The sequence below is a fragment of the Ruegeria sp. BHSA162 genome (genome assembly GCF_059613385.1).
This window is the reverse complement of sequence record NZ_JBXWSK010000092.1, coordinates 1-12,622: the sequence shown is the minus strand read 5'-3', so window position 1 is coordinate 12,622 and position 12,622 is coordinate 1. Positions and strand designations below refer to the sequence as shown.

The window sequence follows — 12,622 nt, the reverse complement described above, 5'->3', positions numbered from 1 at the left end:
TCAAGCTGACCCGCGCCGCCGCTCTTAGCGAGTGGCGTCAGCTTTGTTCCGGATAGGTTCGCGGTTTCCGCGGCAAACTGAGACTGGTTCGAATTCGTCTGACAGCACCCCGAAGGGTGCTTTGTCGAAGAGATCAGTTGTCACCGAGCTTCGTGGAAGAACAGTCCATTCAATTCGATGGTTGGAAGCATCCCATGTTGCGTCGAGCAATCCAATTACAGGGTGCATCATCAGGCGGCCCAAGGAAACACGCGAAACCGGCGCGCCACCATCGATCAGCCTGTGACTTAGCTGCTCGACTAGCCCGCCAAGGTCGGCATCAAAAAAGGCCAGCTTCTGCAACCAATCTGCAATGCGGTCGAAAACATCCGCCATAACGTACACCTCTGCCACCATCTTGTTACAGCCGGAGGCTCATGTCATTGGGTTTGTCTTCGAACTCTCATTTCTCTTGCAATGGGTTTGCAAATTCTCACACGCGTACGCTCACGATTTTCAGACGAACGTCAGGTTCGAGTCCTCCTCAGACCTTGATCGCGTGCTCAGCATAGACAACGATTGGCTTGGTCTCTCGGCTGCATTCGACGACAAAGCAAAAGCATGTTTAAGGTTGTCAGCCCGCTTCGCACAATGGAGAATCAAATGCGTCGATCGAACCTGATGCTGCAAATAACTATGGGGGTAATGGGGGGTGCTGCATCTTCCCAACCGCTCTTTGAGGATTCCAAGGCCTTCAATCCTTCCAGCGAAACGGCAATGGCGATTACCGGGCCAGTAATCTTGTCTACCAAGCGGATAGTCTTCGAGACCGGCGCTTCTCTTGATCTCGAGGTTCATGACGCCAAGAGTTCAGGTAATTGGGGCGTGTCTGGTGACGTGCCTATTGCTCAGGTATTCCGGGTATCAGGTGACGTCGGACCGTTGCGTCAGGGAAACACGCTTTGTGGAGACCAGCCAATCACATTTATGGCGGCCTGGAACGAAGAAAGTTCTGGGTTCGACTATCTCGGCATCGCGATGTTTACGGGTGCGGCAGCGCCTACAAGCGTTGATGACCAGACTATTTGTGCGACCTATTTCTACTCGATGGATGTTTCGGGCTAATTCAGAAGTTGTCCGAGGCTAGCCACTTCGTCCGCAAAGTAGTCACTCAGTGAAGACGCAGCGAACAGAGGATGTGAGCCCCAAGTGACCGATGCTGCGCGATCGACCGACGGCGGCTGTGCGCAGAAAGTTGACTTTGCAAAGTTTCGCGCTTGTCCTTTCGAGGATGAATATCAACTGGCAAATTTCTGCCGGGGATCCGGCTGGGCTCTTTTCATTACCCATTAGATCGCCTTAAAACTATCCGACCCCTCAAACCGTCAATGTAATGTCTTGAAGAACAGCGACAGCAAAGCGAATACGAAACGGCCGTGCCTGCACGGTACTGCTCGCGCTGCGTTTGCGATGGGGCTTTTTGCTCTTGTTTCTGCCTGCGCTCAGGCCCCAAGCGGCGCGGATCTCGATCCAGAACGTCAGGCCATGGCGTTGCGCGAGGTCTCTCAAAAACAAGCTCGAGGGCAAAGGGTATGGTGCGTACCCTACGCACGTAACCTCAGCGGTATCGAAATTCGCGGAAACGCCAAGGACTGGTGGGGCAAGGCGCGCAATACTTTTGAGCGAGGCAATGAACCGGTTGTTGGTGCGGTCATGTCATTTCGAGCAACCCGAGGGATGCCGCTTGGTCACGTGGCTGTCGTATCCGATGTCGTCACTGACACAGAAGTCATCGTGAACCACGCCAACTGGCACCGCAACAAGGTATCATTGAAGATGGGCGTCAAGGATGTATCCAAAAACAATGATTGGACATTGGTCCGAGTTGAAAGTCATCCGGGCCGGTATGGCAGCTTCTACCCGGTGAACGGGTTCATTTATCCCAATGTTGGGGAATAACTTAATTCAATTGTGAACCGCACACTGTGCGTATCCGACGGATGGGTCACAAGCGGCTCAGTAGTTCACGCGGGCCAGTGACGGAAAAAGTCCGCAAATCGGATAATTGTGGCGGTAGAGCGAGTGACCGCATCGAGCCCTCCGTGGAAGTGAAGAATTTACGCAGCGAGCGCTTGCAGCAAGATTACCCACCGCATCGCCGAAAATCACCCGCTGCATGACAGAGGAAAATGCGGACGTTCAGGCAGAACGCAGCGAGATTGCGATCCGAAAGTTCCGCATTCCGGACCAAAACGACCGTTCGCGTCATACTATGCAGCCAGTAAGTCGGATGCAAAATTGCAAAAACTCGCGGCCGTTCACTCCGCCCTCTAAAATCACTTCAACCTTTAGCAATCTCTTACCAATCGAGACACCTTGAAGCTGACATGCAACGCTACCCTCGGCGAATGGCGCGAGCTTGGTGCAGCAAAAAGGCAGCTATTTGGGGCTGGCCGAGAATGCTTTGAGTTTGTTTGATGACGCTTTCTCGAAGTTTTTGAACACCGAAGCGACGACAGATTTTTTGCCGTCGCTTCGCCATTCCGCGAACTCAGTTCAGGACTTTAGGTAGGTGTCAAACCAATCAATGGTGCGGTCCCAGGCCAAGTTTGCCATTTCCTCGTCATACCGAGGCGTACTGTCGTTATGAAAGCCGTGGTTGGCATTCTCGTAGATGTAGGCCTCGTAAACCTTATTGTTGGATTGCAGCGCAGCTTCGAATTCCGGCCAACCTGCGTTGATGCGTTCATCAAGCTCTCCCATCTGAATCAGTAGCGGTGCCTGAATTCTAGCCACATCCTCAGCGGCCGGCTGGCGGCCGTAGAATGGCACGCCGGCTGCCAATTCGGGGTAGGCCACGGCAATTGCGCTGACCACACCACCGCCATAGCAGAAACCTACAGCGCCAACTTTCCCAGTACAGTCTTCCCGGTTCAACAGGTATTCGAAGCCATTGAAGAAGTCATTCATCAGCTCGACCCGGTCGACTGTCTTCTGCAACTCGCGCCCATCTGCGTCGTTGCCGGGGTATCCGCCAACCGACGTTAGGCCGTCAGGAGCCAGTGCCATAAAGCCTGCTTTCGCCAAGCGTCGCGCCACATCTTCGATGTAGGGATTCAGACCGCGGTTTTCGTGTATCACGAGCACCCCGGGCAGGGGTTCTTCCACACCAGCGGGACGAACAAGGTAGCCTCGGACATCACCCGTTCCGTTCGGAGAGGGGTAGGTTATGTAGTCTGCGTGGATATCGGGATCGTTGAACGACACCTGCTGTGCCAGCGCATAGTTCGGGCTGAGCATGTTCAATAACGCGGCAGCCGTTAAGCCGCCAACCGCGAATTTTCCGGCGCGGTCCAGAAATTGGCGTTTGGTGATCTTTCCGTGCGCATAATAGTCGTACAGATCCAGCAGTTCCTGATCGAAGTCTTTTGCTGTCATGCGAGGCATGGTCAATCTCCTGATGAGGTGGCGATTCAATCCGTGGGATACTATCAGTTCAAAGGGTTATGGTTTGTTCGAAGTTCTAGGCAGGTCGGCTAAGATATTGCCGTAGCGGGTTCCTTCTTCGTGTGCTGATCGCGCAGAACGTTCTTTTGGACTTTTCCCATGGTGTTTCGTGGCAACTCTTGGACGAGTTCGTAGCGACGCGGATGTTTGAAGCGCGACAGCCTTTCCCTGATGATTGATGCAATCTGATCCGTGTCGAGTTCTACGCCTGGCTCAGCAACCAGAGCGGCAATGATCTCTTCCCCGAAGTCGTTGTCAGGGACGCCAAAGACTGCGGACTCCAGTACGCCATCGATGTCGTTTAAAACGTCTTCGATTTCCTTGGGGTAGACGTTGTAACCGCCAGTAATGATGAGGTCTTTTGAACGACCTACAATCGACAGGTAGCCATCCTCGCTGTATTTGCCCAGATCCCCGGTGATAAAGAACCCATTCTCGCGAAGTTCTGCAGCGGTTTTTTCGGGCATCTGCCAATAGCCTTGGAAAACATTAGGGCCGCGTATCTCGATCATTCCAACCGCCCCTCTGGGCAGTTGCTCACCGGTTTCAGGATCAGTGACGATCACCTCGATGCCGGGCAATGCCATGCCAACAGTTCCTGCGCGACGTTCGCCAGTATAAGGGTTCGAGGTGTTCATGTTTGTCTCGGTCATACCGTAGCGCTCCAGGATGCGGTGGCCTGTGCGCGCTTCGAACGCCTGATGGGTTTCGGCCAGCAATGGGGCAGAGCCCGACACGAACAGCCGCATGTTCCCCGCAGTCTCTTTGGTGAAACCGTCATCCGCCAGCAATCGAGTGTAAAAAGTGGGGACACCCATTAGAAGGGTTGAATGCGGTAATTCCTCCAAGATCATTCCAATGTCGAATTTTTCCATGAGCCGAACTTCGGACCCGGCGACTAGTGACGTGTTCATCGCCACAAAAAGCCCGTGCGTGTGAAAGATCGGCAACGCGTGAACCAAGCGATCGTTTTTTGTGATACCCCACAAATTCGCGAGAGCTTGTGCATTGGTCAAAAGGTTCTGGTGGCTCAACATTGCGCCCTTAGAGCGACCCGTGGTTCCCGACGTATAAAGCAAAGCCGCAAGGTCGTCCGGGGCGCGATCAACGGTTTCAAACTCGCGCGGCTGCGTGTCAGCTTGGCGGCTTAAGCTTGATTTTTCACCGCCAAGGGTAAGCAGCCTTGCGCCATACTGATCCGCCAATTTTTTGATCTCAGCTTCGTCTTTGTCGTCGCAGACGATCACCGCAGGCAGGGCGTCAGATGCGAAGTAGTCCAATTCTGCCATTGTGTAAGCAGTGTTTAGCGGCAAATAGACAGCACCTGTCTGAACCGAAGCGGCATAGAGTGCAATCGTATCGGCCAACTTTGGGGCCTGCACAACGATGCGGTCGCCAGGAGAAACTCCGCTGTTCTGCAAAACATGCGCGATCTGCGCAGCGCGTTTCAGAAACGCGTCATATGACACTACCTTTCCGTCATCGAGTAGCAGGAACGGAGCCTCGTTTCCCACGTGGTGGGCAAACAAGCTGTCATAAAGTGTGTTAGTCACGCTGGATTTTCCTCTGGTCTGGCCGCAAGTACTGCGGTTGAAGCCGCGCGCACGGAACGCGAGGTTTCGATTGTGGCGTGCGTCACAAATTCTTCGTGGTGACGTTCAGTCTTTTTCAAGTCGTAGAGGTAATTGACCATAGCGCCGCCTGATTGGGATCGTCCGTTCTGTGACGGATCGGCCCCGGCATGCAGTTCGTGAAGCTCGGCGCCATTGCCCAGGTGAAAGCGGGCCACAGGGTCCAGCGGCATCCCATCCTCGCGCTTGGCTTGTAACAGGTATCGGGCGGCCATCGCCCGCACGTCCTGCGGAGGGGCTGTTCCCGCAAGTACGGCTTCGGCAGCATGGCCATGCTCGGGATGTCCTGTTTCGCCAGCTAACCACCGGTTCATACCGGGTATCGGAGACAAGGTCACAAATGTGTCGAGGCCCGGAAGCTCTCGCGAAAGTTCGGTCACAACCTGTTTGATCAGCAGGTTTCCAAAGCTGATACCCGTTAAACCCCTCTGGCAGTTTGAAATTGAGTAGAATGCGGCGATTTTGGCCTGTTCTGGTTCGATCGGTTCTCGACCTTCGAACAAAAGCACATCAATCGCGTTCGGAATCTCAGTCGTCAAAGCAACTTCGACAAAAATCAGCGGCTCATCCGGCATTGAGGGATGAAAAAATGCAAAACAGCGACGGTCGGGTGGGAAAAGCCGGCGCCGCAAGTCGTCCAGATCATGAATCTGATGGACGGCCTCATACGCGACGATCTTGTCCAGAACGCGGGCTGGTGTATCCCAACTGATTTGTTTGAGGACCAGAAAACCCCGGTTGAACCAGCTTCGCAGTAAATGCACGAAATCTACATCTGTGCGCTTGAGTTCGGGGTTGGATTTGAGATAACGCAGCAGGTCAACGCGCATTGCCACAAGCTCTTGCGTCGCGCCGGACGGTTGATTCAGACGGCGCAGCAATTCTTGCCGTTTGGGTTCAGCCGCCTCGCTAAGCCTTTTATAAAGATCGACACTTCTACACTCGGCATAACGACGCGCCGTCTCAGACAGTTGATCCGCGTCTAACTCAAGCTGGTCATTCAAATAAGCGAAGAAGACCAGTTTTTCCGGGTCGTCCAAGGTCTGGTATCGATCCAGTATCGTTGATGCGAGTGCGAAACCTGACACTTCACCTTCCGCAGACAAGAGTGCTTCACATAGCTCTGATATGGATCGCTTGTCATCCTTGCCCCGCTTTTTGCCGGGGCGGTCGAACAGCTGATCAAGCAAATCGCCCAGAAACCAGTTCCGCTGCATTTCACGACTCCATCTGACTGCTCAGATACTCACCGGTTCGACGGTAATGATCGATCAAATGCCGCGTTGCGCTATCTGCATCGCGATCCAGTGCTGCGTCCAGTATTTCCTGATGCTCTGCGTTGATATCGCGCTTTTTGTAACTCGACCCGCCAGCCGCCAGATATCGATAGCGGATGTTCAGGTCGTAGAGCTGCGAGCAATACCGCAAGAGTAAAGGAAGCCTCGCATTGTCCAACAAGGCCATGTGAAACGCCTTGTGTGCGTCTTCAAAGTCGTGTTCCCCTTTTTGGCTCGCCTTTTTCATATGGTGGTGCCGCAAAACAAGCCTGTCTTCCCAGGCTGAGTCTGCATTGGCGATGGACTTGCGCAACGCGGTTTCTTCAAGACCGCATCGCAACATAAGGATTTCCTCGAAGTTGCATTTGCTTACTGGTGCAGCCCTGAATCCGCGCTGGTCAATTCGTTCCACCAACATATCCGATGTCAAAAGGCTTAGAGCTTCGCGAACCGGGCTTGCGCCGGTCTCAAGGAGCCCACGGAGCTGTTCGATCTTGAGCTTTTGGCCGGGCGGCAGCTCGCCAGTCAGGATCATTTCGCGCAGCTTTCGATACGCACCATGAGTGGCGGATGTCTCTTTAACCTCGGTATCAAGCATGGCTTCCATGTCTGGCATTCCCTTCTACGTGGTGCAGTCTGCTGGGAGCTCTTAGCTGAGCGTGCTCGTTCCAGTCGATAGCCCGATTGAGATGTTCAGCGAGCCCTCGTTTATCAGCCATCGCCGAAGTACAAAGCTGCGTGCACCGCTTTTGTGCATCGGGTCATCTTCTGCCAGCTTTCGGGCGGCTTCGAGACTGTCGGCCCTATAGATGATGAGGCCAATCCCTTGCATATGCTCGCCGGTTTCATCCGACATGGGGCCTGCAAAAGCCAACTGCCCCGAATGTTCAAGCTGCGCCTGATACGCCAGGTGATCTGGCAGTGAAGCTTTTACATCTTCGGGCGCTTTGGCTGGCGTGCTCAGCGCGACGTAAAGCTCCAACGCAAGCGCACCGCGGCTTTTCGCATCTGATTTGTAGTCTGCCCAAGCAACCATTCGCGGCCTCCAAAAATATCGATATTATTTGACATATTGCAAAATAGTCGGCAAAAATCAAGCAAGCTAACATGGAAGGTGACAATGAAATACCTGGTGGGAGAGACTTCGGAAGGCACAGCGGTTTTTGCCGTGAACGGTGAAAACGCAGTGAATCTAACGGCTTTGGACCCTGCCGTCGGTTCCGATTTGATGGGTTTGATTGGCCAGCCAGGTCTGGCCGACTCGCTGGCTGAAAAAATCATCTCGGCGGAAGCTGTGCCGTTATCCTCAGTCACACCGGCGTTGCCCGTGGCGTCACCCGGCACAATCATTTGCATGGGTTTGAACTATACGGATCACATCAAAGAGGGCGGCTACGACATCCCCGAATATCCAACGCTGTTCATGCGCGGTAAGAATTCGATCATGGCGGCGGGCCAACCCATGGTGCGGCCTGCGTGTTCGGAAAAACTCGACTACGAAGCCGAGCTTATGCTGATCGTTGGAAAACGCGGCCGCCATATCTCGGAGCAGGACGCGCTGGATTATGTCTTTGGCTACACTGTATTCAACGATGGTTCGCTGCGGGACTATCAGCGCAAAACCGTTCAGTGGACGCCCGGCAAAAACTTTGATGACACGGGCGCGATCGGTCCTTTCACCGTGACGCCGGATGAGCTGCCCGAAGGAGCATCAGGTCTGAAGATCGAAAGCCGTGTGGGCGATGAAATCCTGCAAAGTTCGAACACGGCCAATATGATCTGGGGTGTCCGGCAGGTAATTGCGACGATCTCGGAATATACTACTCTGGAGCCGGGGGATCTGATTGCTCTGGGCACGCCACCTGGTGTGGGACACGCCAAAAAGCCCAATCCCCGTTGGTTGAAGCCCGGCGAAACCGTCGAGGTCGAGATTGAAGGCATTGGAGTTTGCGCCAGCCCAGTGATTGACGAAAAAGACGCCAAGTCAAAGGTCGCCGCAGCATGACCGCACCAACCGGGGCAGAGCTGGAAGCACTTCGCGCCAAGGCGCAGCAAGATCATCGTGATCTGCGCCAGCGCATTCCGCGATTGTCCGAAGATGCAATTGCCTTGATCCTTCGCGAGTCCAGGTCTCACTATGCCTGGACCGACCAGCCGGTTTCTGACGATCTGCTCGAAGAGATTTACGACATCACGATCAACGGCGCGACCAGCATGAATACGCTGCCCGCCCGCTTCGTTTTCGTGAAAAGTGCCGAAGGAAAAGAGCGGCTTGCCAAATCGTTGAAGCCGAAGAACGTGCCAAAAATGATGGATGCGCCGGTCACGGCGATCATTGCCTATGACATGGACTTCTGGAGGGAATTGCCTTTTCTTTTCCCGCACGAAGACCGACGGCCATTGTTTGAGAACAATCCCGAATATGTGGCCGATACAGCTTTTCGCAACGGAACGCTTCAGGGCGCTTATTTCATGATCGCCGCCCGAGCTGTCGGGTTGGATGTCGGCGCGATGTCCGGCTTTTCGAACAAGATCGTCGACGAGGAGTTCTTTGCAGGAACAACGCTCAAGTCGAACTTTTTGTGCAATCTGGGCTACGCAGATGAAACGGGACTGTTTCACAAGCTGCCTCGCTTCCCATTCGAAAAGGTTTGCTCTTATGCATGAGGAGGTGACCCAGTGGCCATGAAAGTGAAACCTGTCGTCACGTACCGCACGACAGCTCAATGCCCGACGCACGCGCGGACCGAGATTCCCATTCGTGATTTAGATGTTGTCGTAGACGAACCGGTCGAACGGGGCGGAACAAATCTTGGCCCGTCTCCGACCGAAACCGCAATGGCAGCGCTGATCGCCTGCACCAACGTCATCGGGCACAAGAATGCGCACCGTTTGGGAGTTGATCTTGGCACAGTGACGATAGACGCGAAATGCAGGTTGGATCGCCGTGGTGTCCTAATGGAAGAAGAGATCGATGTTCCGTTTCCGGAAATTGAACTCACTGTGAATTGTGAAACGCCCGCCAGTCAGGAGGAGCTGACACGCGTGGGTGAGGAAACGGCCAAATACTGTGCCATCGCAAAGCTGTTCGAAGCGGCAGGCACTGACCTGACCGTCAACTGGGTCAAAACAAGCAGCTAAAAGTCAACAGATCCGACTTTCTGGGAGGAGAGAAATGAAAAACTGGACCAAACGCAGCCTTGTTGCGGCTGCTGTGGCAAGCGTCATGGCGATGCCCCTCGCGGCAGAAGAGACCATATCAGCTGTTGTGATTGATGGGTACCCAGATCGGGCCTTATGGGTGAAGGAATTCACCAACTTCTTTATTCCAGAAGTGGATAAGCGGTTGGCCGAGTCCGGCAATTACAAGATGAACTGGCAGGAGAACTATGGCGGTTCTATTGTAAAACCCAAAGGTGTTTTGGAAGGCGTACAGTTGGGTTTGGGCGACATTGGCATCGTCACAACCATCTTCCATTCGTCCAAGCTGCCCAGCCAGGGTATCTCGGGGTCGACGCCCTTCGTTGCATCCGACGCCCGTGCTGTGGCCAAAGCCGTGGATGAAATCGCGCGTGAGTTCCCGGCGATGCAAAATGAGTTTGCCGCGCAGAACCAGGTTTATCTGGCAACAGGTGTGGTGCTCGATACCTATCAGGTTTTCTGTACAGAGCCGGTTTCGGCTGTTTCAGATTTGGAAGGCCGAAAAGTAGCCGGAGCTGGACTGAACCTCAGATATCTTGAAGGCATTAAAGACGCGGCCGGAGTACGTGGTGGCCTGACCGACTTCTACAATATGCTTCAAACTGGCCTGGTCGATTGTGCGATGCTTTGGCCCGAGGCTGCCAAAACATTCAAGATCGCCGAAGTAGCCCCTTACATGCTCAAAGCTGACCTGGGTGCGGTGAATTCCAAGACGATAACTGTGAATTCTGACTATTGGGCAAAGTTGCCGGATGAAGTCAAAGACGTTCTAAAGGCCGTCGCCATCGACTACCGTGATCATGTGGCCGGTATCGCTATGGACCGCGCCGCGGCCTCAAGGGATGCCTATACCGAAGCCGGCGGAACGATTGTCGAAGTTTCGGACGAAGAACGAGCGGCTTGGGCCAACGCTATGCCAAATGTTGCACAGGAATGGGCAGCCACCCTGAATGAAAACGGAGAACAAGGCGACGCGATTTTGGCCGCTTACCTCGGGAAGCTGCAGGACGCGGGTTTCACCGGAGTTCGTGACTGGACGGCCAAATAACTGGCTGGCGATCCACGAAAGGGGCCTTTCATGCTGAAGACCGCAGTTGCTGGCTTGTCGCGGGTCGCCAATTCGCTTGCAATCGCCGCCAACGCATTGGGTACGCTTGTCGTCCTGGCGTTGGTGGTCATTCTGAATGTTGACGTCATTGCGCGGGGCCTTTTTTCGGCCCCACTGCGCGGAACCTACGAGATGGTGCAATTCTCGGTCGTGATGATCGTGTTCCTGCAGCTGGCCGACGTTGTCAGAGTGGATCGATTGACGCGCTCGGACGGGTTTTTGAACCTGCTACACCATCGTCGCCCCGGTCTGACAGCCAACCTGAGGCGCATCATCAACGCCATTTCGGCAATCTTCATGGCCTTGATCGCTTATGTAACCTTTCCAGAATTTCTTCACATGTGGGAAACACAGGACTACTTCGGAGTGCCCGGTCTTTTCACATTGCCTTGGTGGCCGGTCAAACTGGTCATCGCGTGCGGTACTGCGCTTGCCTGCGTGATCTTCCTGCTCAAGGTCGTCACGGCGCAGGACCGCCCGCAACTTGTCCGCACCCCAGAGCATGACGAGGCTGCAGAATGACCCCGATCGAGATTGGCCTGATCTCGGTCATCGCCATCGTCTTTCTGATTTACGCGGGCGTTTACATTCCTATCGCTCTGGGCGTGGTCTCGTTCGTGTCGATCTGGCTGATGCGGGACAACTTCACGCTTGCGCTCAACCTGTTGAAAGTGGCGGTTGGCGATAGCGCGATGGAGTATAGTTTCGCGACAATCCCTTTGTTTACCTTTATGGGGCTCATCGTTTCAAAAGCGGGACTAGGCAGGGATATTTACGAGGTCATGACCATGCGATTTCGCAAGGTCAAAGGCGGTATCGGAATGGCGACCGTCGGAGCAAATGCCGTGTTTGCGGCCGTTACCGGGTCGTCCATTGCGTCCGCATCAGTGTTCACCAAAGTCTCGGTCCCGCAGATGATGGCGCAGGCATATAATCCACGTTTTGCGGTTGGGGTTGTAGCTGGGTCTTCGGTCTTGGGGATGATCATCCCGCCGTCGGCAATGCTGATCATCTATTCCTTCGTGGCCGAACAATCCGTTGGTGACATGTTCCTGGCGGGGGTCATTCCAGGGATTATGCTGGCAATCGCTTATGTCGGCGCGATTTGGGTCATGGGGCGCTTCACCCCAGCTTTCGTCGGTGGTCGTGTTGTTGAAGACACCGAGTGGATGTCAGGACGCGAGATCGCCTCCAAGACACTGCCGACACTGTTCATCATTACCATCGTGCTTGGTGGTATCTACACGGGTTGGTTGACGGCAGTAGAAGCAGGAGCCGCCGGAGCTTTTGTCGCGCTAATCATCGCGGTTGCCCGCAAGTCTATGTCTCCGCGCGCATTCTGGGACGCGTTGCTGGAAACCGGGCACATCACGGCGGCGATCCTGTTCCTGATTACGGCGGCTTCAATATACAGTCGAATGCTGGGACTGGCGGGGTTGCCCAATCAACTTCAGGACTTGCTTGCAGGGAATTCCGCGTCCTTTTGGTCGATCATGCTGCTTTATGTTCTTCTGATGCTGTTCCTGGGAACGCTGCTCGACACGGCGTCGATCATTCTTATCGTTGTTCCGTTGTTCCTACCTATGGCCGAGGCGCTGGATATGTCGCTGATCTGGTTCGGCATTATCACCGTGGTCGGAGCCGAAATCGGGCTTTTGACACCGCCTTTGGGCATATCCTGCTTTGTCATAAAATCCACGATCAACGACGACCGCATATCACTCAAAGACGTGTTCATGGGCGCACTTCCCTTTGCGTTCGTGATGCTGATCGTTCTGTTCATTCTGATCGAGTTCCCGATCCTCAGCCTTGCCCTGATTTAAGGAGGCCAAGATGCGCTCTGTCACCAAAGACAATATCACTGACGTCTTCATGGGGTATCTGTCCAAAGACTCCGATCCACGAATGCGCGAGATCAT

At 54.2% G+C, this 12,622-nt stretch carries 14 protein-coding genes; 8 read left to right on the top strand and 6 right to left on the bottom strand.

Features of this window, described 5'->3' with window-relative positions; genetic code table 11:
- Positions 1 to 24: 24 nt before the first annotated feature.
- A complete protein-coding gene (locus AC2FM5_RS17410; RefSeq protein WP_496737079.1) occupies positions 25 to 375 on the bottom strand; it encodes a hypothetical protein in 351 nt (116 codons plus the stop codon).
- 225 nt (positions 376 to 600) lie between these two features.
- Between AC2FM5_RS17410 and AC2FM5_RS17405 the strand changes: the two genes are divergently transcribed.
- Both AC2FM5_RS17405 and AC2FM5_RS17400 read left to right on the top strand, forming a co-directional pair.
- Entirely contained in the window at positions 601 to 1,104 is a 504-nt protein-coding gene (locus tag AC2FM5_RS17405; RefSeq protein ID WP_170404075.1) for a hypothetical protein, read from the top strand.
- A gap of 345 nt (positions 1,105 to 1,449) precedes the next feature.
- Positions 1,450 to 1,938, top strand: a complete 489-nt coding sequence (locus AC2FM5_RS17400) for a CHAP domain-containing protein (RefSeq protein WP_496737082.1) — start codon at positions 1,450 to 1,452, stop codon at positions 1,936 to 1,938.
- Positions 1,939 to 2,535: 597 nt separating this feature from the next.
- Here AC2FM5_RS17400 and yghX read toward each other — a convergent pair.
- The 5 genes from yghX to AC2FM5_RS17375 all read right to left on the bottom strand — a co-directional run bounded on the left by yghX (position 2,536) and on the right by AC2FM5_RS17375 (position 7,430).
- The gene (gene yghX, locus AC2FM5_RS17395) at positions 2,536 to 3,426 is read right to left on the bottom strand and encodes a YghX family hydrolase (protein WP_496737077.1); all 891 of its coding nucleotides are present in this window, start codon (positions 3,424 to 3,426) and stop codon (positions 2,536 to 2,538) included.
- 89 nt (positions 3,427 to 3,515) lie between these two features.
- Entirely contained in the window at positions 3,516 to 5,039 is a 1,524-nt protein-coding gene (locus AC2FM5_RS17390; RefSeq protein ID WP_496737075.1) for a malonate--CoA ligase, read from the bottom strand.
- Positions 5,036 to 6,334 carry a malonyl-CoA decarboxylase gene (locus tag AC2FM5_RS17385; protein WP_496737073.1) on the bottom strand — a complete coding sequence of 433 codons (1,299 nt, stop codon included), beginning with the start codon at positions 6,332 to 6,334 and terminating at the stop codon, positions 5,036 to 5,038. Before AC2FM5_RS17385 ends, AC2FM5_RS17390 begins: the two co-directional genes overlap by 4 nt.
- Position 6,335: 1 nt before the next feature.
- The gene (locus AC2FM5_RS17380; RefSeq protein WP_170371440.1) at positions 6,336 to 7,001 is read right to left on the bottom strand and encodes a GntR family transcriptional regulator; all 666 of its coding nucleotides are present in this window, start codon (positions 6,999 to 7,001) and stop codon (positions 6,336 to 6,338) included.
- A 42-nt stretch (positions 7,002 to 7,043) separates the two neighbouring features.
- Positions 7,044 to 7,430, bottom strand: coding sequence for a YciI family protein (locus tag AC2FM5_RS17375; RefSeq protein WP_170363807.1), 387 nt, complete (start codon positions 7,428 to 7,430; stop codon positions 7,044 to 7,046).
- Between the two features lie 84 nt (positions 7,431 to 7,514).
- Between AC2FM5_RS17375 and AC2FM5_RS17370 the strand changes: the two genes are divergently transcribed.
- From AC2FM5_RS17370 to AC2FM5_RS17345, 6 genes are read left to right on the top strand one after another with little or no spacing between them, the layout of a single operon-like run.
- Positions 7,515 to 8,399: a fumarylacetoacetate hydrolase family protein gene (locus AC2FM5_RS17370; RefSeq protein ID WP_170363806.1), complete on the top strand. Its 885-nt coding sequence runs from the start codon at positions 7,515 to 7,517 to the stop codon at positions 8,397 to 8,399.
- Entirely contained in the window at positions 8,396 to 9,061 is a 666-nt protein-coding gene (locus tag AC2FM5_RS17365) for a malonic semialdehyde reductase (RefSeq protein WP_170363805.1), read from the top strand. Before AC2FM5_RS17370 ends, AC2FM5_RS17365 begins: the two co-directional genes overlap by 4 nt.
- Before the next feature lie 18 nt (positions 9,062 to 9,079).
- Positions 9,080 to 9,535 carry an OsmC family protein gene (locus AC2FM5_RS17360; protein ID WP_170339947.1) on the top strand — a complete coding sequence of 152 codons (456 nt, stop codon included), beginning with the start codon at positions 9,080 to 9,082 and terminating at the stop codon, positions 9,533 to 9,535.
- 34 nt (positions 9,536 to 9,569) lie between these two features.
- Positions 9,570 to 10,643 carry a C4-dicarboxylate TRAP transporter substrate-binding protein gene (locus AC2FM5_RS17355; protein ID WP_170524424.1) on the top strand — a complete coding sequence of 358 codons (1,074 nt, stop codon included), beginning with the start codon at positions 9,570 to 9,572 and terminating at the stop codon, positions 10,641 to 10,643.
- A 30-nt stretch (positions 10,644 to 10,673) separates the two neighbouring features.
- Positions 10,674 to 11,225 carry a TRAP transporter small permease subunit gene (locus AC2FM5_RS17350; RefSeq protein ID WP_170363803.1) on the top strand — a complete coding sequence of 184 codons (552 nt, stop codon included), beginning with the start codon at positions 10,674 to 10,676 and terminating at the stop codon, positions 11,223 to 11,225.
- A complete protein-coding gene (locus tag AC2FM5_RS17345) occupies positions 11,222 to 12,526 on the top strand; it encodes a TRAP transporter large permease (protein ID WP_170339327.1) in 1,305 nt (434 codons plus the stop codon). The genes AC2FM5_RS17350 and AC2FM5_RS17345 overlap by 4 nt, the downstream gene beginning before the upstream one ends.
- Positions 12,527 to 12,622: the final 96 nt, after the last annotated feature.

Bases quoted from the DNA above. Each gene is read 5' to 3' on its own strand.
- AC2FM5_RS17410 (WP_496737079.1), bottom strand. From the start codon at position 375: ATGGCGGATGTTTTCGACCGCATTGCAGATTGGTTGCAGAAGCTGGCC.
- AC2FM5_RS17405 (WP_170404075.1), top strand. From the start codon at position 601: ATGTTTAAGGTTGTCAGCCCGCTTCGCACAATGGAGAATCAAATGCGT.
- AC2FM5_RS17400 (WP_496737082.1), top strand. From the start codon at position 1,450: ATGGGGCTTTTTGCTCTTGTTTCTGCCTGCGCTCAGGCCCCAAGCGGC.
- yghX (WP_496737077.1), bottom strand. From the start codon at position 3,426: ATGCCTCGCATGACAGCAAAAGACTTCGATCAGGAACTGCTGGATCTG.
- AC2FM5_RS17385 (WP_496737073.1), bottom strand. From the start codon at position 6,334: ATGCAGCGGAACTGGTTTCTGGGCGATTTGCTTGATCAGCTGTTCGAC.
- AC2FM5_RS17380 (WP_170371440.1), bottom strand. From the start codon at position 7,001: ATGGAAGCCATGCTTGATACCGAGGTTAAAGAGACATCCGCCACTCAT.
- AC2FM5_RS17375 (WP_170363807.1), bottom strand. From the start codon at position 7,430: ATGGTTGCTTGGGCAGACTACAAATCAGATGCGAAAAGCCGCGGTGCG.
- AC2FM5_RS17370 (WP_170363806.1), top strand. From the start codon at position 7,515: ATGAAATACCTGGTGGGAGAGACTTCGGAAGGCACAGCGGTTTTTGCC.
- AC2FM5_RS17365 (WP_170363805.1), top strand. From the start codon at position 8,396: ATGACCGCACCAACCGGGGCAGAGCTGGAAGCACTTCGCGCCAAGGCG.
- AC2FM5_RS17360 (WP_170339947.1), top strand. From the start codon at position 9,080: ATGAAAGTGAAACCTGTCGTCACGTACCGCACGACAGCTCAATGCCCG.
- AC2FM5_RS17355 (WP_170524424.1), top strand. From the start codon at position 9,570: ATGAAAAACTGGACCAAACGCAGCCTTGTTGCGGCTGCTGTGGCAAGC.
- AC2FM5_RS17350 (WP_170363803.1), top strand. From the start codon at position 10,674: ATGCTGAAGACCGCAGTTGCTGGCTTGTCGCGGGTCGCCAATTCGCTT.
- AC2FM5_RS17345 (WP_170339327.1), top strand. From the start codon at position 11,222: ATGACCCCGATCGAGATTGGCCTGATCTCGGTCATCGCCATCGTCTTT.